Origin of the sequence: Duganella sp. LjRoot269 (assembly GCF_964254095.1) — a bacterium.
Taxonomy (GTDB): domain Bacteria; phylum Pseudomonadota; class Gammaproteobacteria; order Burkholderiales; family Burkholderiaceae_D; genus Rugamonas; species Rugamonas hordei.
Genome location: NZ_CAXUSL020000001.1, coordinates 3,887,965 through 3,906,573, shown reverse-complemented (window position 1 = coordinate 3,906,573; position 18,609 = coordinate 3,887,965). Strand labels below are relative to the sequence as shown.

Here is an 18,609-nt window from a genome sequence, read left to right as displayed (position 1 = left end):
CAGGCGGGAAACCGGGATCAGCTGTGGGGGTCATCGTCATTCACGTCGCTGTCGCCCGCGCTGGAAGCGCCGTCGCCGGCGCTGGACGCATGGTCGTGGTCGCGCAAGTACGGCGGCCGCTTGTTGCCCCCGCTGCTGCCGATCAAGGCCAGCGAATTCTTGCTGCCGATATCGACGTAGTGGTCGCGGTCATGCATATATTTCAGATATTCTTCGTCCGACAAGCTGGCAAGCGCGGGATGGCGCGGTGCCGGCACTGGATGGCGCGGTGGTGGTGGCGGCTCATCCGGTTCGGACGCTGTGGACGTGCTGGACGTGCTGACCGCGCGGGATGGCGGCCTGCTCCCCGGCGGCGGTCCCGGATGGTCGGGATGGTGCTCATCGTCCCGCGATTCCGGCCCCGCCGGCTGGTGCTGCTCGGCGCGGCGCCCGATGGTGCCGAGGAAGTGACCGACCTGCTCCTCCATGATGCGGGTCGATTCCTGCGTCGCCACCGCGATGCTGGCGTCGTCCAGGCCGAATTTGCGCATCAAGTCGCCCAAGTGGTCAGGCGTGAAACTGTCGGCCGCGCGCGCTATCGTACGCAGCCCGAACGGCATGCCGCGCGCGGGCCGCGCCGCCTGGCCGGCCCCGGCCGCCGGAGCGGCGCCAGCGCCCAGCGCGGCAGCGAACGACGCCGCCATCAATTCTGATATTTTCATGATAATGTCCCAGCTAAAAGTAATGCCGTTCCCCCTTGGAGGAACCGTGGCGGCCGGCAGGGAATTCCCCAGGCGCCGGGATGGCGCGCGCGGCCGATGAATACAGGTATATGTCGGCGCCGCCGCCGAAGTTCCGCCGCCGCCGGACCGCTTAGAGCTCGATCATGCCGACCGGCTTGACCTTGGCATGCTGGGTCAGCTCGGAGAAGGCAAACACCGGCACCGGGAAGAATTCCTCTTCGATCAGCTTGCGCACCGAGCGGCGGATGTCGGCCGCCGTCACCAGCACCGGCGGCGTGATCGGAGTGCTGACGTTGGTGGAGAGCTGGTCCAGCCGGTCCAGCAGCATCTGCTCGAGCTCGGAATCGATGTCGAGGTAGCCGCCCTGGCTGGTCTGGCGCATGGAATTGCGCAGCTGGTCTTCCAGTTCCGGCGACAGCAGGATCACCTCGATCAGGCCGTCGCGCGCGACTTCGTGGCACAGCTGCCGCTTGTAGGCCAGCCGCACATAGTCGGCGATCACGTCCGGGTCACGCTCCTTGGGCGCCCAATCCAGCGTGGTCTCCAGCAGCAGGCGGGCGTTGCGCAGCGACACCCCTTCGCGCGTGAGGCGCTGCACCACTTCGGTCAGGCGCGGCAGCGTCACCGTCTTGATCACTTCCTTGCCCAGCTCGGGGTAACGGCGCTCGGCCCAGCGGGTGAACCGGATCACCTCGTTGACGCCGACGAACATCTGGCAATTGCGCAGCATTTCCACCTCGATGTCGGCGGCGAACACCTGCTCCCAGCGCTGGAACTGGATGCCGGCCAGGATCAGCTGTTCCTCGTCGTCGATGCGCAGCCAGACCCGGCGCCGGCGCGAACCGGCGATATTGCGTTCCATCGCGGTGAAGCCCAGCTCCTGCACCCGCTCCAGCGGCTCGCGGGTGGCGGCCCAGCCCAGCAGCACCTCGTCGTCGACCAGCGGCACCTCGGCCATCATGAACTGCACCCGCCCGGCCGGCGTGCTGTCGTTGAATTCGAATTCGATCGGCTTCAGATCGGGAATGCCGCGCCGTTCCAGCATGCCGTTGCGCATGATGCGCACGGCCGACCGGATAACCTCGGCCTGCGGCGTGCTGCGCAGCGCTTCGGGCATGCGCAGCAGGAAGGGCGTGGTGGCCGAGAAATTGGTGAGGTCGACGATGCCGGCGTTCTTGCGTTCCAGCTCGTCCGACTCGCGCTGCAGCTCGGCGTCGGCCAGCGGCTTGAGCAGGCCGATCACGCCGGCCAGGCACAGTCCGCACGCCAGGCCGATGAACACCAGCGTCGGCATGCCCGGGATCAGGCCGAACAGCAGCATGATGCCGGCCGCCGTCAGCAGCGCCTTCGGTTCGGCGAACAGTTCGCCGACGATGTCGCGGCCGATGTTGGTTTCGCCCTCCTCGCCGTCATCCTTGCTGACGCGGGTGGTGATGATGCCGGCGCCCAGCGAGATCAGCAGCGCAGGAATCTGGGCGATCAGGGCGTCGCCGATCGACAGAATGGAATACACGCGCATCGCCTCGGCCGCGTCCATATTGTGCTGGACGATGCCGATCGAGATGCCGCCGATCAGGTTGATGAACACGATGCACAGGCCGGCGATGGCGTCGCCCTTGACGAATTTCATGGCGCCGTCCATGGCGCCGTGCAGTTGGCTTTCCTGGCCCAGCGTGGCGCGCTTGCTCTTGGCCTCCTCCGCGGTCAGGATGCCGGCACGCAGGTCGCTGTCGATCGACATCTGCTTGCCCGGCATGGCGTCGAGCGAAAAGCGGGCCGACACTTCCGAGACCCGCTCCGAACCCTTGGTGATGACGATGAACTGCACCACGGTCAGGATCAGGAAGATCACCAGGCCGACTACCAGGTTGCCGCCGACGACGAAATTACCGAAGGTTTCAACGATATGGCCGGCGTCGCCTTCGAGCAGGATCAGGCGCGTGGTCGAGACCGATATGGCCAGGCGGAACAGTGTGGTCAGCAGCAACACCGCCGGAAAGGTCGAGAATGCGGTGGGACCTGCCATGTACATGGCCACCACCACGATCAGCCCGGAGGCGCACAGGCTCAGCGCGATCAGCATGTCGAGCAGCCATACCGGCATCGGCAGCACCAGCATGAAGACGATGCCGATCACCAGCCCGGCGGCCAGCAGTTCGGCGCGCTGTGCCAGCCGCGCCGAGAATTTGTTCAGCAGCAGCACCACGCCCATCGCCTTCATGCGTGCTCCCCGTGCGCCGCCGGCTCATGCCACTCCAGCCGCCGCAGCACCAGCGCGATCCAGGCCTGGTTCTGCGGCGTGCGCATGGCCAGCAAGCGTTCCCGGTCCACCGGCTCCAGCAATTCGGCCGCGGCGAAGGCGGCCATCATGAACAGCCGCGGCTCGTCCGGCCACAGTTGCAGGCAGCCGCTGGCCAGCTGATGCGCCTCCTCGTACTGGTAGGCGTTCAGATGGCCCCAGACCAGGCCGATGGCCAGCTGCAGCTCGTCCGCCATGGTCTCACGCGGGACTCGTTTCCTCATCGGACACCTCTTGTTGTGGGGTAAGGTTGACTTCGACGTCGCTGCGCCGCATCTGTTGCCAGCGCAAGCGCCACAGCACCGCCAGCTCGACCACGCGGATCGCCTGCAGGCAGGGACTGCGCCCGGCCGGCTCCTGCGCCAGCGCGTGGGCCAGCAGCAGCCGCTCCAGGCCGCGCAGGCCCGGCACCGGATCGCCGCGCCAGACGCGGTTGTCGGTGCTCAGTTGCGCACCCAGCGCGCCGGTCAGCAGCGCCATCGCCGGATCGGCCGGAAACGCCTCGGCCGGCAGCGACAGGTCTTCTTCGGCGGACAGCAGGTCGGCGCGCGCCCTGGGGACCGGTTCGGTTTCGGCGACGCGATGGATTTCGGCCAGTTCGCCGACGTCGAGATGCCTGGCCCGGTCGACGACACCGGATTGACGGCTGATCAACTGAGCAACTCCCCGGCAGCGTCCCATTGTTCGGCCGACAGCGAGGACATGTCGTCGCCGTGTTCGGTCATGCGGCGCAGCAGATACAGGCTGCCGTCGTTGAACATGGCCGGCAACCAGGCGCCGAAGCGCGGCAGGTCGTCGGCCCGCTTCTTCAGCACGGCCGCGGCCTGCAGCCCCATGTCCGGACTCGCGCCCAGCGCCACCAGCATGCCGCTGTCCAGCGGATAGACAAACACGTGCACGCCGTTCTCCAGCGTGTTCATGGCCACGGCCTGCTGCATGCGCGCTTCCGACGCCAGTACATTGAGCAATTCTTCCATTCTTCCATCCTCTCCCGGTTAAACTGCCGCGCCCGCCTTACGCGTGGCGCTGCGCTTCGCGGCGCAGGCCGGCGATCTGGTCGCGCCATTCCTGCTCGCGGATTTCGTCGCGCGTCGGCAAGGTCGGCACGTCGGCGTGCGCCAGGCTGACTTGCCTTGCCAACTCCTCGAGCAGCTCGCGGCGCGCCGGCAGTTTGTCCTGCGGCCACAAGGTCAGCGGCAGCTGGGCCAGCGTGTCGCGCAGGAACAGGCAGATGCCGCCCCGCTGCTCGGTGTCCGGCTTGTGGCTGCCGACGATCTGCGTGATCAACTGGTTGGCCTTGCCCTTGCCCCAGCCGGCTTCGGCGGCGGTCAGCAGCACGGTGGCGATTTCCACCGGACTCGGCTCGGCCACCACCTTGAGCTTTTCGGCCAGGTCGCGGCGCAAGGCCTCGGCCAGGGTCACGCTGGAACGCACCAGCGTGAACGCCGACGCATCGGACATGGTGAGCCAGTACCGTCCCATGCTGCGCTGGGGGTTTTTTCGCAAGTCGGATTTCACTATCGTCTCTCCTGGGGGCGCATCAAAAACCCGACATCATGCGCGAGCGCAGGCTGGTCATCGCATTCAGGCATTTGTCGGGACCGAAATTCTTGATCAGGGCTTTGAGCATCGTCAGCGGCGACAGCGGCGCGTCGAAGTTGCCCCGGGTTTTGGCGCCGATCAGGAAGCGCAGGTCACGCGTCGACGGCAGCTTGCGGGATTCGCCGTCCTGGCCGGCCATGGCCTCGAGCGAGTTCACCAGCTCATCCGATTCCTGCAGCGCGCGGCGCATCTCGTGCGGATGACGCTCCATCAGCTCGCTCATCATTTCATTGAGCGCGTTCCTGAGCGAATTTTTCTTCATCTTGCTGATGGGCTGGTCTTCCAGCTTTTCCAGCGCGTCGTGCAGGATGTTGTAGCGCTGCATGGGCTGGAAATATTCCGCCAGCATGGCCTCGACCTCTTCCTGGCGCGCGCGGCCGCTGTCCTCGCGCAGCATGTCCAGCGTGTCTTCCACCGGCGACATGTTGAGCAGATCGTCATCGTCGTCGCCTTCCTGGTAGCTGGCGTCGAGCCGCGACTTTTTCTGCGTCTCCTTCTTGCTCGGCTGCCGTGGCTGGCGCGTGGGCGTGGCGGCGCGCTGGCTCAGCGTGCGCCGCTTGAAGTGCACGCCTTCCCGCACCCCGGCCTGGCCGTTGATGGCGTCGAGCGGCGTCAGTTCGGTGGCCGTGGCGACGTTGGCGGACAACACTCCTTGCCGGCTCACGTGCCGGGCGTGGTGACGCGCCGGCGCCGGCGTTTCGGGCGCGTTGTTGTTGCTGAAGCGGTTGATTTGCATGTTCATGGCCATCAGTGGCGACTGGCCATGAGCCGGTTCCATCAGGGCGGCCATGCGCGGGCGGGCGCCGCGCTGAGTGGCAGAGACGGTGCTTGAGTTCCCTCATTGTCGCTGAAACAGCGCGCCGGTTTCTCAATTTTATTCAATGTCTCACGAATGTTCACCGAACCGATGCAGAGGCCGCTTGCGCTGCTATCGTCCATCCATACCCAGCCGCAACGGCGATCAGGCAGTGCTTGCGCCGGCAGGCTGTTTCCCCACCAACACATGCAGCAAGGAGAACATCATGACCCAGACAGTTTCCGCCGCCGGCGAATCAGCGTTGGCCGATGCCACCAACCCCGGCATCGACATCGTCAAGCTCTACACCACCCATCGCACCCACCTGCTGCGCTTTGTCCAGCGCTACGTCGGCAACCGCGAGGACGCCGAGGACGTGGTGCAAAACACCTTCATCGAGGTGTCCAAGTGCGCGCATCGTTTTTCCGGCCTGTCCAAGCCGTCGACCTGGCTGTTCGGCATCGCGCTGAACCTGGCGCGCAACCAGGTGCGCCGCAATGCGGCCGACCGCTACGACGCGGTCGACGACGATTTCATGGACCAGATCGCCGACGCGTATGCCGACCCCGCGCTGCTGTTCGAGTATCGCCAGATCGCGGAAAAGGTCGGCGCCATGCTGGACCAGCTGCCGGTCCGGATACGCTCGACCTTCGAGGCGGTGCTGGACGGCGACGCCACCTACGAGGAGGCGGCCGAACAGCTGCATATCCCGATCGGCACGGTGCGCTCGCGCGTGTCGCGGGTGCGGGCGGCGGTGCGTAGTGAATATGGCGCCGCCAGCGATGGCAATGGCGTGTCCCACGGCTTTCGCTGATGGCGCCGGCGCGCTCGTCTCAGGACGGGCTCTGGCCGGCGCAGGCCGCCGCGAAATATCCCCTGGCCATGTCTGCCGTGGCCAGGATGGCATCCATCACGTCGCGCTCGTCGCGCAACTCCTGCAGCGGCACCTTGCGCACCACGATGTAGCGCCCTTCATCGGCATGCCACAGAAAATCGATCGACATCAGGCGCTGGTCGGCGCCAGGCGCCGGCGGATGCGGGCTGTAGCCCGGCTGTTCCGCCGTCTGCAGCAGCGCCGTGATGGACAGCCAGTGTTCCGCGCCGCCCGAGGCCAGCGCGGTGCGGGTCAGGATGTCGCCGATCAGCAGTTCGATCACCGGCGGTCCCGCCGTCTGTTGGTCGGACAACTCCACCATCTCCAGCAACAGGCGCTGTACGGCTGCCAAGGAAAAGTCGTCGTCGGGGTGCTTGTCTTCGTCGCGTCGCAAGATGATGGCCTTGTAAAATCGGCGCCGGAGTGCCACGGCCGATGGGTGTCGATCTGATTATTTTATCCCAGGCGAGCCGCGGCAGGCCGCATTTTCGCGGACCGTACCGGGCAAAGCCCCTGAGGCGGGGCTCGGAGATGGGCTGCGCTACAGCATGTGCAGCGCGCGCCAGACCGGCGCCCGCTGTCGTACGATGGCCTCGGTCAGGTAGCACAGCTCGGCGTGCAGGTCGTCCTCGTCCACCAAAGCCTTGCCGTCCTTGTTCAGGTGCAATCCCTGGCTGCGCAGGATGGCGCCGATCCGGCGGGCCCAGTTGACCGTGTCCGCCGGTTCCGCTTCCTGTTGCAGCAGGCCGTACACCAGGCGCTGCACCAGCCCGGACTTGAGTCCGTTGCCCAGCAGCGGCGACGCCAGGGCCTGGTACTGGTCGCCAAACAGCGACGCCTGCGCCACGGCGGCGTTCATCTTGCGCGCCGCGTCGGGCGCGGTGGCGGCGGCGCCGGTGAAGTAGGCCGAGGCCTGGTCCGAGGCGGTCAGCAAGGCCGCCATCTCGCCGATTTGCAGCAGGCTGCAGCCGGCCAGCGCGGGCAGCGCCGCCAGTTCGTCCAGGGTGTGCGGCCGCAGCGCCAGCGCGTCGAGCACCGGTTGGTAGGTGGCGGCGTCGACGTCGATGTTGCCGATGGGGAGCTTCAGCGCCAGCGTGGCCTGGCCGGGCAAGGCGGTCAACGCCAGGCCGACCTGGCGCAGCCAGTGTTCCTGGCGCGCCGGCGTCATGCGGCGCGCGCCGCGCACGAAGATGTCCTCGCGAAAACTGGTATTGGTCAGGTAATCCTTGATCGTCTCGCGCAGCGCCAGGTCCGGCACGGTCTGCAGCAGGTCCAGCTGCTCGGGGGTCAGGAACAGCTGCGGGAAGCTGCGCGACAGCTCGCCGGAGCCGATGTAGTCGAGCTTGGCGGAGGCCATGTCGCGCACCACATCGGCGTGGTACAGCGGCCGCCAGCCGGTGCTCATGTATTCGTGCGCCAGGTAGTGGGCCTTGTCGCGCATCAGCGAGTCGATGCGGTATTGCAGGTCCGGATTGCCCTTGAAAAAATCGGCGCCGCTGTCGACCAGGCCGCCGACCAGCGCGCGCACATGCTCGACCTGTTGCGGACGCGGATGGCTGTCGCGCTGCGCATATTCCAGAATAAGACGCTGCAACGGCAGCGCCGCGGTCCAGCCCGGCATGGCGTTGTAGTTGAGATAGACGATGCCGCCCGGCTTCAGGTAGCGGTTGATGAAGTCGGCGATGTGCCGGCGGTTGTCGGCGTCGACCCAGCTGTAGACGCCATACATGGTGATGAAGTCCAGCTGCGGCAGCGCCACCTTGCCGGCGGCCAGTTCGGCAAAGCTGTTTTCCAGCAGCGTCAGGTTGTGCAGTTGCGCCGCCGACGACAGCTGGCGCGACGCGGCCACCTGCGACGGACTGAAGTCGACCGCGTAAAACTCGCCCCGAGGATGGCTGGCGGCCAGGATGTTGGCCGTCAGGCCCTGGCCGGCGCCCAGTTCCATGTAAGTGAAATGGCCGTCCAGCGGCACCGGCTCGTAGCCGTTGAGCACGCAGGCAAAACTCAGGTGGGTAGGACTCTGTTCGCGGAAAAACGCGGCCGGGTAGTCGATATTGGATACGTAACCGTCATTCCAGTTCATCGCTCGCACTCCTCTGTATGCAATGGCGGCGGCAGCATCAGCAGGCCGCGCCATAGCGGACTGCGCCGTTCAAGTATGGCTTGCACCGTGGCCCAGATGCCGCTGATGATCTCGTCCTCCGAATCGAGTTCGAGCTCGTCGCGCACCACCGCCCGGCCCTGTTCGACCACCTGCCGCCAGACCTGGGTGGCGATCGCGTCCACGTTGAGCGGCAGCGCCTGCGCCGCCACGGCCGGCAGCACGGCGCGGTAGACCAGGCGCTGGAACAGCGGCGCCTTGATGCCGCTGCCCAGCAGCGGCGCGGCAAACACGCGGTAGGCCGCCTCGCCGCCGCGCGCCTGCCCGGCGATGGCCAGGTTGAGCCGGCGCGCGGGCGACGTGTCGGCGCCGGCGGCGCCGAGGAAGTACGGGGCGGCTTGGCCGGTGTCGGCCAGCAGCGCCGCCGCTTCGGCGATCTCGGCCAGCGTATGCGGCGCCATGGCCGGCAGCCGCGCCAGCTCCAGCAAGGTGCGCGGCCCCTGCCCCAGCGCCGCCAGCAACGGCGCGTAGGCGGCCGGCGGATTGGCGCCCTGGGCCGGGAACTTCAGGCCGGCATGGAGCTGCTCGGGCAGCACCGTCAAGGCGATGCCGCTCTGTTCCAGCCATTGCCGCTGGCGCTCCGGGCCCATGCGGCGCGCTCCGCGCACGAACACGTCCTTGCGGAAGCAGGTGTTCTTCATGTAGTCCTTGATGGTCTCGCGCAGCGCAGGGTCGGCGATGGTGTCGAGCAGCGCGCTTTGCGCCGGCGTCAGGTACAGCGCCGGCAGCGCCCACGACAGGCCAGCCGAACCGACATAATCGAGTTTGGCGGCGGCCACGTCGCGCACCACGTCGGCGTGGTACAGGGGCTCCCAGCCACGGTTCATGTATTCATGCGCCAGGTAGCTGGACCAGTCGGCGTCGCCGGTCATGGCGGCGTCGAGGTAGGTGCGCAGGCCGGCGCCGGCATTGTTGGCGAAGTAGGCGGCGTTGTTTCGCACCAGCCCGCCCACCAGCTTGCGCATGTGTTCGATCTGCTGGTGGCGGCTGCCGGGATACAGGTCGACATGCTCGAGGATCAGGCGCTGCAGTGGCAAGGTGGTGCTCCAGCCCGGCATCGCGTTGTAGCTGATGTAGGCGATGCCGCCCGGCTTCAGGTAGCGCGCGAGGAAGCGCACGATATGGCGCCGGTTCTCGGCGTTGACCCAGCTGTAGACGCCGTGCAGCGTGACGAAATCAAACTGCGGCAGGCTTACGGCGCCATCGGCCAGGTCGGCGAAGCTGCTTTCCAGGAATTCCACATTGGCCAGTTCGGCGCTTTCCGCCAGCTGGCGGCTGGCGGCGATGTGGGCCGGATTGAAGTCCGCCGCATAGAAGCGCCCCAGCGGATTGGCGGCGGCCAGCACGTTGGCGGTCAGGCCCTGGCCAGAACCCAGTTCGAAGTAAGTGAACGGCCGGTCCAGCGCGACCGGCTCCACGCCGTTGAGGATGCAGGCAAAACTGAGCAGCGACGGACTCTGCTCGGGGAAAAACTCCGCGACGTAGTCGATATCGGAAACGTAACCTTCATGCCAATCCATGGAGATTCCTTCAAGAGATGGGAAAAAGCGCGGACGCCTATTTGCGGTGCAGCCGGCGGATGCGGTGCCAGGGGAAGCCGTCATCCAGGTGGCCGGTGGCGAAATCGATCATCGGCGGTGCGCCGGGATCGCGGTCCTGATCAATGACAAGAAAATGCTCGCTCATGAAACTCCTCCATCAATATGTGGGTACACCAGACGAGAGCCGGAACCCGTGCGGGTTCCGGTGTTGCGACATCAAGGCGCGGCTGCCGCACCGCGCCTTTTCAGACTCAGGCGGAAACGGTGCCGTCCTTGCGGGCGGCGTCGGCATCCCAGGTGGCCAGCAGGCCGTCGTGCTGGCCGTTGGTGGCCGACTCGATTTTCTTGAACAGCTCGGCGTCGTTGGCCATGTAGGCCTTGGCGGCTTGCTGCACTTCCGGCGGTACCTGGATGGTCTTGCCGTCCTTGCCCGTCAGGTAGCCGGTGTCGGCCATCTGCTTCATCTGGGTATCGGACAGCATGCCGGTGGCCTTGTCGTTCTGGAAGTTCTTGATGGTGCCGACCGCGCTCGAATCGGATGGCAGGTTGGTGTTGCCAGTGCCGGTGGTGACCGGCGGCTGGCCGCCCGGCGTCGGCGTGCCGTTGGGGCCACCGTTGGCCGAGACGCTGCCGTCCTTGACGGCGGCATCGGCATCCCAGGTCGCCAGCAGGCCGTCGTGCTTGCCGTTGGTGGCCGACTCGATTTTCTTGAACAGCTCGCCGTCGTTGGCCATATAGGTCTTGGCGGCCTGCTGCACTTCCGGCGGTACCTGGATGGTCTTGCCATCCTTGCCCGTCAGGTAGCCGGTGTCGGCCATCTGCTTCATCTGGGTGTCGGACAGCATGCCGGTGTTCTTGTCGTTCTGGAAGTTCTTGATGGTGTTGACCGCGCTTGAATCGGACGGCAGGTTGGTGTTGCCGCTGCCGGTAGTGGCGACCGGCGGCTGGCCGCCCGGCGTCGGCGTGCCATTGGGGCCGCCGTTGGCCGAGACGCTGCCGTCCTTGACCGCGGCGTCGGCGTCCCAGGTCGCCAGCAGCCCGTCGTGCTGGCCGTTGGTGGCCGACTCGATTTTCTTGAACAGCTCGCCGTCGTTGGCCATATAGGTCTTGGCCGCTTGCTGCACTTCCGGCGGCACCTGGATGGTCTTGCCGTCCTTGCCCGTCAGGTAGCCGGTGTCGGCCATCTGCTTCATCTGGGTGTCGGACAGCATGCCGGTGTTCTTGTCGTTCTGGAAGTTCTTGATGGTGTTGACCGCGCTCGAATCGGACGGCAGATTGGTGTTGCCGGTATTGCCGCTGCCGGTGACCGGCGGCTGGCCGCCCGGCGTCGGCGTGCCGTTGGTGCCGTAGTTGGGCGCAATGCGGCCGTCGCTGACCGCGTGGTTGAAATCGCCCTGCCCCAACTGGCCGTCGTGCTTGCCGTCGGTGGCCGATTCCAGTTTCTTGAACAGCGCCGCGTCGTTGGCCATGTAGGTCTTGGCGGCGTCCTGCACTTCGGGCGGCACCTGGATGGTCTTGCCGTCCTTGCCGGTCAGGTAGCCGGTGTCGGCCATCTGCTTCATCTGGGTATCGGACAGCAGGCCGATATTGTGTTCTTTCTGGAAGTCGTTGATGGTCTTGGCGGCGCCGTATTCGGACGGACGGTTGGGCGACACGTGGCCGTTCATGACCGCGCTCATGAAGCTGTCCTTTGGAATGCCGGTCGGGCCGTTGTTGCCGTTGCTGCCGCCATTGGCCTGGATGGTGCCGTCCTTGACCGCGTTGCCGTAGTCGCCCTGGCCCAGCTGGCCGTCGTGCTTGCCGTTGGTGGCCGATTCCATTTTCTTGAAGAAGGCGGCGTCGTTGGCCATGAAGACCTTGGCGGCGGCCTGCACGTCGGGCGGCACCTGGACGGTCTTGCCGTCCTTGCCGGTCAGGTAGCCGGTGTCGGCCATCTGCTTCATCTGCGAGCTCGACAGCAGACCGATGTTGTTATTTTTCTGGAAGTCGTTGATGGTCTTGGCCGCGCCGGACTCGGATGGCTGGTTGCCGCCGCCGGTCAATCCCATGTTGGTGCGGATCATGTCCTTGACGCTGTCGGGGATGGGCAGGCTGTTCAGCCAGTTGTTGACCTCCTGCTTGTAGTTCTTGTCGTTGCCTGGGTCGTGCAGTGCGATGTCCACTTCTTCCGGGTTGGAGGGCGCGCCGGTCAGCTTGAGGGTGCCGACGAAGCCGGAAGGATCCTCCGTGGTATAGGTAGTGCTGGTGGTGGTAGTGGTGACTGTTGACGACATGCTTTTCTCCGAAAATGGTGGGGGTCTGAAACATTCTTGAACACGTCTCGCTATCCGGCCTGCCCGACTCATCTGAAATTGCATGGCCCGTCAGGGAGCTGGTCCGCGCGGACTCGCAAATAAGTCGCGGTGCATTTGCAATAGTTCCGGCGGCGTCACGCTATCTGCATGGGTAACGCGGCCGCCGCGCGCCCACGACGGACGCGCCGGACCGCGCAGCGGCGATCCGGCGACAAGCAACAGGGGAAGCCGGCGCACGCCGGTATGTGGCGCCGCGGCCTACAAGGCGGACTGCGCGGCCTCTTCGGCCTTCTTGATGAATTTGGTGAACACGTTGACGTTGTCGACGTTGGCGGCGGCGGCGCTGACCCCCGCCATATTGGCCCGGGCCTCACTGCCGCCGGCGCGCGCGCCAGCGCTGATGGAACCGGTGCTGCTGGTGGATACACTCATGTCGACCTCCTCGGCTATTGCTGGTCGTTGACGCTTTTTGCCATGGTGCTGAAAATCTTCAGCTTGGCCAGCGAGGTTGCCTGCTGCGATACCCACAGCTGGAATTCCATCGCCTGCGCCGATCCCTGCTGGGCCGCGCTGACCATGGAGTTGGGTGTGCCCTGCTTCAAGCCGGGATTGTCCTGCGATGCGTATCCACTACTGAGTTGGCTTTGGAAGGTGGCCATGGTGTGCCTTTCAAAAGAATGATATGCCGCCGCCGGCGGAAACAGGATGGGCAACACCAGGCATGCGCGCCGCCCATCCCGAGGAAGCACTATCTCATGCGATGGTGCCCGATCAGATCAGCGCCAGCGAGTTATCGCGGCCCTTTTTCTGGAACTTCACTTTGGCGTTGTCGCCATCGACCATTTCGCCTTCTGCGTTGGTGGCTTCTTGAGCCGCGACCGCCATACCGGCACCTACCGCTCCACCTGCTGGGACTCCCATTGCCATAATTAACTCCTCAGTTGTTTAAAAAATGCCGCCTGTACTGCAGTCAAGAAGCAAGACGGTCTTCCATGGGTCGCAACGCAAGGCGCGCCGGTTCCCGCGGCCGGCATTTATTTGCGGATTATTTTTCATCGGCATCTTCCTCACGGCAACCATGGGAACTTTAGTAAAAAATCCGACCACCCATTTTTGCAGTAAAAATTCCCTCAACTTCCAAAGGACATACCATGGGCTTAAATGTTACTTTTACAGGCAGCAGCGGCGCGAGCGGCATCCCATCCGCAGGTGAAATGGATTCGTTCGCTTCCGGCTTGAAGAACGCTTCGTCGGGCGATCTGCTGAGCGCACTCGGCAAACCCGGCATGGAACCGTGGCAGAAAGACGCCATCAACAAGGAACTGACCAACCGCGCCGCCCAGTCGGAACCGGCCAAGAGCGGTGGCGAAAGCGAAGACGACATCAAGAAGCTGCTGAAGAAGCTGCAGGACGGCACCATCTCGCCGGAGGAACTGCAGAAACTGGCCGGCATGCTGGGCGTCGATCCGGAGAAGCTGGAAGCGGTCAAAGGTAAAGGCGCCGGTCCCGACGGCACCAATATCGAGATCCAGGGCGGCTAAGCGTCTGTTCGGGCCCGGACGCCGTCCGGGCCCCACGCCGGCGCTGCGGCAAGGGCCGCCCGTCCTCTTGTCCGGCGCCGGCGCCGCCTGCCGGCCCTCCCTCAATAGATAGCGAACAGAAAATGATCCTCGCGCCAGCGCCTCGCCATGCCGGCAAAGAATTCCAATAATTCCACCGTCGACTCCAGCGTCGCCTCCTCCAGGTCGAAACAGCACATCAGCCCGATCATGTTGCGGTCCGCCTGGTAGGTGAAGGCCGGGCTGTTGACGCCGAATAAATACGCATTGGTTTCCAACAGGCGCAACAGCATGCGCTCGCGCGACTGCGGCGGCAGCACGCCGAATTCGCAGTACACCAGCACGCTGTCGGGCACCATCAGCCCGCCGTGGAACAGCGTAAAATTCACATCCCCGACCGGCAGCTGCGCCGCCTGATACATGATCCCCGGTTCGGGGATATCAAACTTCCTGCATAACTGCCCGATCAGGGCACGGTAGCGTTCTAGCACATCCGATCCTTTATTTATTTTCATTTTTTGTACCCAAGTCGATTCAGATGGGTCAACGCCGATGCCGTTGCAGTTCCCCCGCTGCAATAAGAAGAAATCCCGTCGGCAGGGAACCGATGGAACCCGGCGCCTGCCCCTGTCCACCCAAGTCCATGCGCCGTTCCGGCTCCGGAGCGGTCCCTCCCCTCTACCGGAAAACGCCATGAACAAACGCCCGGCCTTACCCCATCGCACCGAGGAATACCGATCCATCCACGGCGCCGTGCATCTGCTGCCCTTCGAAGACAACAACACCGTCGATACCGGCGCCACCAGGATCATGGTGCGTGGCGAAGGCGTCCACCTGTGGGACAGCGAAGGCAACCGCTTCCTGGACGGCATGTCCGGCCTGTGGTGCACCGCCGTCGGCTACGCCAGGCCGGAACTGATCGCCGCCGCCACCCAGCAGCTGCAGCAGCTGTCCTTCTGCAGCCAGTACTTCAATACCACCCACCCCGCCGTGGTGCGCCTGTCGGCCAAGCTGCTGCAGCTGCTGCCCGGGGACTTCAGCAAGATCCTGTACACCAACTCGGGTTCGGAAGCCAACGAAACGCTGATCCGGGTGGTGCGGCGCTATTGGGACGTGGCCGGCAAGCCCGACAAGAAGCAGTTCATCAGCCTGCGCAACGGCTACCACGGCTCGACCGTCGGCAGCGCCTCGCTGGGCGGCATGAAGCTGATGCATGAGATGGGCGACCTGCCCATTCCCGGCGTGCACCATATCGACGAGCCGTACTGGTATGGCGACGGCGGCGCGCTGACCGAGCACGAGTTCGGCCTGCAGGCCGCAGACAAGCTGGAACAGGCCATACTGCGGCTGGGCAGCGAACGGGTGGCGGCCTTCGTGGCCGAGCCCTTCCTGGGCGCCGGCGGCATGATCTTCCCGCCGGCCAGCTATTGGCCCGAGATCCAGCGCATCTGCCGCAAGCATGACGTGCTGCTGTGCGCCGACGAGGTGATCGGCGGCTTCGGCCGCACCGGGCAATGGTTCGCCCATCAGCACTTCGATTTTCGGCCGGACACGCTCACCATCGCCAAGGGGCTGACGTCGGGCTATATCCCGATGGGCGGGCTGGTGCTGTCGACGCGGATCGCCAGCGCGCTGGCGGAAAAAGGCGGGATCTTTGCCCACGGCCTGACCTACCAGGGCCATCCGGCGGCGGCGGCGGTGGCGCTGGCCAATCTGCAGTTGCTGGACGAGGGCGGCATCGTCGAGCAGGTGCGCCAGCACACCGGCCCCTACTTCCAGCGCCGGCTGCGCGAAGTGTTCGGCGAGCACGTGATGGTCGGCGAGATCCAGGGCGCCGGCATGGTGGCGGCGCTGCAGCTGGTGGCCGCCAGGGACGGCAGGCGCCGCTTCATGAACGAGGGCGGCGTCGGCGCCTATTGCACGCGCAAGGCGCTCGAACAGGGCCTGATCGTGCGGCCCCAGTCCGCCCGCATCATCATGGCGCCGCCGCTGGTGAGCTCGCGCGACGACATCGAGCAGCTGCTGGGCAAGCTGAAAGCGGCGGTCGACCAGACCGCGCGCGCGCTCGAGATGTTGTAAGGCGCGGGCCGGCACGGGGCCGGCCTGCGGCGCCGCTATTCCGACCGTGGCTGCGGGGCGCCGAGCCAGCCGCGCAGCCAGGCGCCGCGCGGCGCGCGCCGCTGCTGCTTGAGCAGCTTGATCCGTTGTGTCACCCGTTGCCGGGCGTGGTACAGGGCTTCGCTGTCGCGGCCGGCGGCCGCTGGAGAGAACCAGATACGCATCATGCACATCCTTTCTGAGTGGGTATGACCATGGGTGGCGGACGCGCGGCGTTCGTTCCATGGACACCGCGCAAGGCACGGAACTCGCTGCCGGATGGCGCCACTTATGAATTCCTCAACCACACCGATAGGCAAACCATGACCATCGCACTGAACGGCAACGGGCAGATCAACCCGTTTGAATTGAACAAGAACGACGTCCACGATATGAAGGAATTTCACAAGGAGAACGAGAACAAATCGGCCGGCGACCTGCTGAACCTGGCCGAAAACGGTCATCTGGAAAGGTGGCAGAAGGCCGCCATCGGCCAGGAGCTGCAGCACCGCCTGGACCACGGCGAGATCGGCAAGGACTGCACGCCCGAGGAAAAGAAGGAACTCCAGGGCCTGCTCGACAACATGAAAAAAGGCAATCTGTCGCCGGACGGCGCCGAACGCCTGGAAACCCTGCTGCACGCCAGCCCCACCGCCGGCCATGATCCCCACGGCGGCATCAACTAACGACGCGATGCGCGGGACGCTCCGTCCTGGCCTTCCCGCGCCCCACTCATCATGAAAAATTATGCTATTTCCCTGCTGACCGGCATCTTGGTCGGTCTGATTTATGCGGTGTTCCGCATCCCCTCGGCGCTGCCGCCGGCGGTGGTCTTCATCGGCTTCCTTGGCATGTTCCTGGGCGAAAAATTCGCCGAGACCATCCTGCGGCGGCATGCCGCCGTCCCCGAGATCCAGGCCGAAACGGTGACCGCGGTCGCCGACGCGACGCCGTCGCCGCCGCGCCAGGCGCCTTCGCCGGCTTCCCCGGGCGCGCCGCTCCACTGATCCAGGTACCTGTTTAAATCACATCGGCCTGCCCGCACTTGCGAAAGTGCGGGCAGGCCACGGCCGGACGGGCGGCGAGTCAATGTATCGGCATGGAGGCGCCGCAGCGGCTGGCGCGGCGCGGAAGGAAGATAGTGTACCCAGTGTACAGGGTGCGCCCTCTACGGTTGCCAACTATGGGAATGTCCGAAATTCCCGCTTGCGCACGGCATCTCTCGCTGCAAACGACAGAGTTGGTCCGGCCATTCTGTTCCCAAGCCTTCTTGCGAAGGGGCCGGTGTCTCGGCTTAACGGTGTTTAGGTGCCGTAAGCAAGAAATTGCGATTCATTTGCAATTATCGATTTGCGCTATTTACGTCAGACGCCTGACGTGATGTATCGCCGATTACTGGCCGCCCTGTCGAAACCTGTACACCCCCGTCAGATGCCGGCGCCTTCCGCCACGCGGAAGATCACCGGCATTTGGTGGAGGTGGGGGGAATCGAACCCCCGTCCAGCACGGTTTTAGCCTTTGAGTACGCGTTGTTCCGCACACACCAATACTGGTATGTGTAGGCTGCCGGTACCCAAGTTCCATGATTCGCAAGGCAGTCGTGGCGTGGAACCGTCGTCGATCCCGGGGTTACTCAAGGACACGTATGACGTCGTCTTCACGGGGAAGGATGCATGGGAATATTTGCGCGATTTGGCGTCTCCACGGATGCGTATATCGCACCTGACCCGCTGTCCCCTGCTGCGCCGTCCAGATCAGCCGCGGCGCCCGCTGTCGTGCCGCCCTTGTCCGGGCACGTCTATGCGCAGGCATCCGCTCCCCCCAAAAAGAACGCCTTGCAAATCAAGCTGCTGGCAACGCTCAATCACACATCCTCGGCAGGCATTCGAAATCTTGATGCGGCAAGCGCCGCGAAGACGATGGTTCGCGAGGACTTTTACACGAAAGAAGGCAACTTCAAATCCGCCAACAAATACAGCGCGAAGAAGGCATGGAGCGAAGAGAAGCCCCGGCTGCTCGCATCCAATAGCGCAGTCAAGCAAATCAGGGCGGTCAAGGGCGACCGGCCAGCGATGGTGCGGGCCGCGCTGGCATCGAAGGGGCACAATTGCTTTGATCTGTCGCTCATTGCACAAGACTATTTGCGCAGCTCGGGCAAGCAGGCAATACTCGGCGGCACGCCCGATCACGTCTTTGTCGTGGTCGGCGCGATTGAGCCAGGCCCCATGCCGAAAGACATGACGAAATGGCCCCAAGACCTGGCCATTTGCGACCCCTGGGCCAATATTGCCTGCCTGGCCAAGGACTATCCGGAGAAATTTACCGAGAAGATGGGGAAATGGGACTCGAAAGAAAAGTTCATCCTGGATAAGGACGTTCAACATCTCAGTCCAACCTCCGATCAGTGGTTAAAGCGCCAGCTTGAAGGCGACAAAGACGTCGGTGATGCCTAGCCGATGCCGATGTGCGGGCGCCGGCGGATACGATATTTCACCATATCAAAAAATAAAATGTGCTGTTCTCCCGGCAAAATTCCGTAACATCGTGCTATTTGACGCTTACAAAGTTTCTTGGCGCGCACGCTTGACATGCGCGATAACGCAAGATATCTTCATCGCCATTGCCTCATTGAAAGTTTTCTAAAACCTCAAGTCCGGGATGGAA

23 protein-coding genes and 1 other RNA gene are annotated in these 18,609 nt (G+C 64.6%); 6 read left to right on the top strand and 18 right to left on the bottom strand.

Features of this window, described 5'->3' with window-relative positions; genetic code table 11:
• Nucleotides 1-17: 17 nt before the first annotated feature.
• The 7 genes from ACSQ3S_RS17505 to ACSQ3S_RS17475 form a co-directional block, all read right to left on the bottom strand.
• Nucleotides 18-701 carry a hypothetical protein gene (locus tag ACSQ3S_RS17505; protein WP_436143185.1) on the bottom strand — a complete coding sequence of 228 codons (684 nt, stop codon included), beginning with the start codon at nucleotides 699-701 and terminating at the stop codon, nucleotides 18-20.
• Between the two features lie 151 nt (nucleotides 702-852).
• A complete protein-coding gene (gene sctV, locus ACSQ3S_RS17500) occupies nucleotides 853-2,943 on the bottom strand; it encodes a type III secretion system export apparatus subunit SctV (protein ID WP_436143184.1) in 2,091 nt (696 codons plus the stop codon).
• Nucleotides 2,940-3,245: a hypothetical protein gene (locus tag ACSQ3S_RS17495; protein ID WP_353403672.1), complete on the bottom strand. Its 306-nt coding sequence runs from the start codon at nucleotides 3,243-3,245 to the stop codon at nucleotides 2,940-2,942. Before ACSQ3S_RS17495 ends, sctV begins: the two co-directional genes overlap by 4 nt.
• Nucleotides 3,223-3,675 carry a hypothetical protein gene (locus ACSQ3S_RS17490; RefSeq protein WP_436143183.1) on the bottom strand — a complete coding sequence of 151 codons (453 nt, stop codon included), beginning with the start codon at nucleotides 3,673-3,675 and terminating at the stop codon, nucleotides 3,223-3,225. Before ACSQ3S_RS17490 ends, ACSQ3S_RS17495 begins: the two co-directional genes overlap by 23 nt.
• Nucleotides 3,672-3,998, bottom strand: a complete 327-nt coding sequence (locus ACSQ3S_RS17485; RefSeq protein ID WP_436143182.1) for a hypothetical protein — start codon at nucleotides 3,996-3,998, stop codon at nucleotides 3,672-3,674. Before ACSQ3S_RS17485 ends, ACSQ3S_RS17490 begins: the two co-directional genes overlap by 4 nt.
• Nucleotides 3,999-4,035: 37 nt before the next feature.
• On the bottom strand, nucleotides 4,036-4,527 hold the full coding sequence (locus ACSQ3S_RS17480) for a hypothetical protein (protein ID WP_436143181.1): 492 nt from the start codon (nucleotides 4,525-4,527) through the stop codon (nucleotides 4,036-4,038).
• A gap of 34 nt (nucleotides 4,528-4,561) precedes the next feature.
• A complete protein-coding gene (locus ACSQ3S_RS17475; protein WP_436143180.1) occupies nucleotides 4,562-5,401 on the bottom strand; it encodes a hypothetical protein in 840 nt (279 codons plus the stop codon).
• A gap of 244 nt (nucleotides 5,402-5,645) precedes the next feature.
• Here ACSQ3S_RS17475 and ACSQ3S_RS17470 point away from each other — a divergent pair, with 244 nt between their 5' ends.
• Nucleotides 5,646-6,233, top strand: coding sequence for an RNA polymerase sigma factor (locus ACSQ3S_RS17470; protein WP_436143179.1), 588 nt, complete (start codon nucleotides 5,646-5,648; stop codon nucleotides 6,231-6,233).
• 19 nt (nucleotides 6,234-6,252) lie between these two features.
• Here ACSQ3S_RS17470 and ACSQ3S_RS17465 read toward each other — a convergent pair whose 3' ends face one another.
• From ACSQ3S_RS17465 to ACSQ3S_RS17430, 8 genes are all read right to left on the bottom strand, one after another.
• Nucleotides 6,253-6,687 (bottom strand): hypothetical protein, encoded by a 435-nt coding sequence (locus ACSQ3S_RS17465; RefSeq protein ID WP_436143178.1) that lies wholly within the window; start codon nucleotides 6,685-6,687, stop codon nucleotides 6,253-6,255.
• 147 nt (nucleotides 6,688-6,834) lie between these two features.
• Nucleotides 6,835-8,376, bottom strand: a complete 1,542-nt coding sequence (locus ACSQ3S_RS17460) for a class I SAM-dependent methyltransferase (RefSeq protein ID WP_436143177.1) — start codon at nucleotides 8,374-8,376, stop codon at nucleotides 6,835-6,837.
• The gene (locus ACSQ3S_RS17455) at nucleotides 8,373-9,974 is read right to left on the bottom strand and encodes a class I SAM-dependent methyltransferase (RefSeq protein WP_436143176.1); all 1,602 of its coding nucleotides are present in this window, start codon (nucleotides 9,972-9,974) and stop codon (nucleotides 8,373-8,375) included. Before ACSQ3S_RS17455 ends, ACSQ3S_RS17460 begins: the two co-directional genes overlap by 4 nt.
• Nucleotides 9,975-10,011: 37 nt before the next feature.
• The gene (locus ACSQ3S_RS17450) at nucleotides 10,012-10,140 is read right to left on the bottom strand and encodes a hypothetical protein (protein ID WP_353403661.1); all 129 of its coding nucleotides are present in this window, start codon (nucleotides 10,138-10,140) and stop codon (nucleotides 10,012-10,014) included.
• A gap of 106 nt (nucleotides 10,141-10,246) precedes the next feature.
• Nucleotides 10,247-12,268, bottom strand: a complete 2,022-nt coding sequence (locus ACSQ3S_RS17445; RefSeq protein ID WP_436143175.1) for a hypothetical protein — start codon at nucleotides 12,266-12,268, stop codon at nucleotides 10,247-10,249.
• Between the two features lie 279 nt (nucleotides 12,269-12,547).
• The gene (locus ACSQ3S_RS17440) at nucleotides 12,548-12,721 is read right to left on the bottom strand and encodes a hypothetical protein (protein ID WP_413449684.1); all 174 of its coding nucleotides are present in this window, start codon (nucleotides 12,719-12,721) and stop codon (nucleotides 12,548-12,550) included.
• Nucleotides 12,722-12,735: 14 nt separating this feature from the next.
• Nucleotides 12,736-12,948, bottom strand: a complete 213-nt coding sequence (locus ACSQ3S_RS17435) for a hypothetical protein (protein WP_436143174.1) — start codon at nucleotides 12,946-12,948, stop codon at nucleotides 12,736-12,738.
• Between the two features lie 112 nt (nucleotides 12,949-13,060).
• Nucleotides 13,061-13,216, bottom strand: coding sequence for a hypothetical protein (locus tag ACSQ3S_RS17430; protein WP_176650697.1), 156 nt, complete (start codon nucleotides 13,214-13,216; stop codon nucleotides 13,061-13,063).
• Nucleotides 13,217-13,503: 287 nt separating this feature from the next.
• Here ACSQ3S_RS17430 and ACSQ3S_RS17425 point away from each other — a divergent pair, with 287 nt between their 5' ends.
• Nucleotides 13,504-13,830: a hypothetical protein gene (locus ACSQ3S_RS17425; RefSeq protein WP_176650696.1), complete on the top strand. Its 327-nt coding sequence runs from the start codon at nucleotides 13,504-13,506 to the stop codon at nucleotides 13,828-13,830.
• A gap of 101 nt (nucleotides 13,831-13,931) precedes the next feature.
• On the opposite strand, the gene ACSQ3S_RS17420 is transcribed toward ACSQ3S_RS17425, so the two are convergent.
• On the bottom strand, nucleotides 13,932-14,363 hold the full coding sequence (locus ACSQ3S_RS17420) for a CesT family type III secretion system chaperone (protein WP_436143173.1): 432 nt from the start codon (nucleotides 14,361-14,363) through the stop codon (nucleotides 13,932-13,934).
• Between the two features lie 178 nt (nucleotides 14,364-14,541).
• Between ACSQ3S_RS17420 and ACSQ3S_RS17415 the strand changes: the two genes are divergently transcribed.
• Complete coding sequence (locus tag ACSQ3S_RS17415; protein WP_436143172.1) at nucleotides 14,542-15,927, top strand: aminotransferase; 1,386 nt, start codon at nucleotides 14,542-14,544, stop codon at nucleotides 15,925-15,927.
• A 35-nt stretch (nucleotides 15,928-15,962) separates the two neighbouring features.
• Here ACSQ3S_RS17415 and ACSQ3S_RS17410 read toward each other — a convergent pair whose 3' ends face one another.
• A complete protein-coding gene (locus tag ACSQ3S_RS17410) occupies nucleotides 15,963-16,133 on the bottom strand; it encodes a hypothetical protein (protein ID WP_436143171.1) in 171 nt (56 codons plus the stop codon).
• 21 nt (nucleotides 16,134-16,154) lie between these two features.
• On the opposite strand from ACSQ3S_RS17410, the gene ACSQ3S_RS17405 reads away from it, so the two are divergent.
• Nucleotides 16,155-16,631, top strand: coding sequence for a hypothetical protein (locus ACSQ3S_RS17405; RefSeq protein ID WP_436143170.1), 477 nt, complete (start codon nucleotides 16,155-16,157; stop codon nucleotides 16,629-16,631).
• Between the two features lie 51 nt (nucleotides 16,632-16,682).
• Nucleotides 16,683-16,952, top strand: a complete 270-nt coding sequence (locus ACSQ3S_RS17400) for a XapX domain-containing protein (RefSeq protein ID WP_436143169.1) — start codon at nucleotides 16,683-16,685, stop codon at nucleotides 16,950-16,952.
• A 225-nt stretch (nucleotides 16,953-17,177) separates the two neighbouring features.
• Here the strand turns inward: ACSQ3S_RS17400 and ssrA are convergent.
• Nucleotides 17,178-17,505, bottom strand: a transfer-messenger RNA (tmRNA) gene (gene ssrA / locus ACSQ3S_RS17395).
• A gap of 113 nt (nucleotides 17,506-17,618) precedes the next feature.
• On the opposite strand from ssrA, the gene ACSQ3S_RS17390 reads away from it, so the two are divergent.
• Nucleotides 17,619-18,398: a hypothetical protein gene (locus ACSQ3S_RS17390; protein WP_436143168.1), complete on the top strand. Its 780-nt coding sequence runs from the start codon at nucleotides 17,619-17,621 to the stop codon at nucleotides 18,396-18,398.
• Nucleotides 18,399-18,609 lie beyond the last annotated feature (211 nt).

What these genes read in the sequence shown, in the direction of transcription:
- ACSQ3S_RS17440 (WP_413449684.1), bottom strand. Translation starts at nt 12,721, where the DNA reads ATGAGTGTATCCACCAGCAGCACCGGTTCCATCAGCGCTGGCGCGCGC.
- ACSQ3S_RS17450 (WP_353403661.1), bottom strand. Translation starts at nt 10,140, where the DNA reads ATGAGCGAGCATTTTCTTGTCATTGATCAGGACCGCGATCCCGGCGCA.
- ACSQ3S_RS17390 (WP_436143168.1), top strand. Translation starts at nt 17,619, where the DNA reads ATGGGAATATTTGCGCGATTTGGCGTCTCCACGGATGCGTATATCGCA.
- ACSQ3S_RS17420 (WP_436143173.1), bottom strand. Translation starts at nt 14,363, where the DNA reads ATGAAAATAAATAAAGGATCGGATGTGCTAGAACGCTACCGTGCCCTG.
- ACSQ3S_RS17505 (WP_436143185.1), bottom strand. Translation starts at nt 701, where the DNA reads ATGAAAATATCAGAATTGATGGCGGCGTCGTTCGCTGCCGCGCTGGGC.
- ACSQ3S_RS17410 (WP_436143171.1), bottom strand. Translation starts at nt 16,133, where the DNA reads ATGATGCGTATCTGGTTCTCTCCAGCGGCCGCCGGCCGCGACAGCGAA.
- ACSQ3S_RS17415 (WP_436143172.1), top strand. Translation starts at nt 14,542, where the DNA reads ATGAACAAACGCCCGGCCTTACCCCATCGCACCGAGGAATACCGATCC.
- ACSQ3S_RS17475 (WP_436143180.1), bottom strand. Translation starts at nt 5,401, where the DNA reads ATGGAACCGGCTCATGGCCAGTCGCCACTGATGGCCATGAACATGCAA.
- ACSQ3S_RS17400 (WP_436143169.1), top strand. Translation starts at nt 16,683, where the DNA reads ATGAAAAATTATGCTATTTCCCTGCTGACCGGCATCTTGGTCGGTCTG.
- ACSQ3S_RS17495 (WP_353403672.1), bottom strand. Translation starts at nt 3,245, where the DNA reads ATGAGGAAACGAGTCCCGCGTGAGACCATGGCGGACGAGCTGCAGCTG.
- ACSQ3S_RS17435 (WP_436143174.1), bottom strand. Translation starts at nt 12,948, where the DNA reads ATGGCCACCTTCCAAAGCCAACTCAGTAGTGGATACGCATCGCAGGAC.
- ACSQ3S_RS17485 (WP_436143182.1), bottom strand. Translation starts at nt 3,998, where the DNA reads ATGGAAGAATTGCTCAATGTACTGGCGTCGGAAGCGCGCATGCAGCAG.
- ACSQ3S_RS17425 (WP_176650696.1), top strand. Translation starts at nt 13,504, where the DNA reads ATGGATTCGTTCGCTTCCGGCTTGAAGAACGCTTCGTCGGGCGATCTG.
- ACSQ3S_RS17445 (WP_436143175.1), bottom strand. Translation starts at nt 12,268, where the DNA reads ATGTCGTCAACAGTCACCACTACCACCACCAGCACTACCTATACCACG.
- ACSQ3S_RS17455 (WP_436143176.1), bottom strand. Translation starts at nt 9,974, where the DNA reads ATGGATTGGCATGAAGGTTACGTTTCCGATATCGACTACGTCGCGGAG.
- ACSQ3S_RS17470 (WP_436143179.1), top strand. Translation starts at nt 5,646, where the DNA reads ATGACCCAGACAGTTTCCGCCGCCGGCGAATCAGCGTTGGCCGATGCC.
- sctV (WP_436143184.1), bottom strand. Translation starts at nt 2,943, where the DNA reads ATGAAGGCGATGGGCGTGGTGCTGCTGCTGAACAAATTCTCGGCGCGG.
- ACSQ3S_RS17460 (WP_436143177.1), bottom strand. Translation starts at nt 8,376, where the DNA reads ATGAACTGGAATGACGGTTACGTATCCAATATCGACTACCCGGCCGCG.
- ACSQ3S_RS17405 (WP_436143170.1), top strand. Translation starts at nt 16,155, where the DNA reads ATGACCATGGGTGGCGGACGCGCGGCGTTCGTTCCATGGACACCGCGC.
- ACSQ3S_RS17430 (WP_176650697.1), bottom strand. Translation starts at nt 13,216, where the DNA reads ATGGCAATGGGAGTCCCAGCAGGTGGAGCGGTAGGTGCCGGTATGGCG.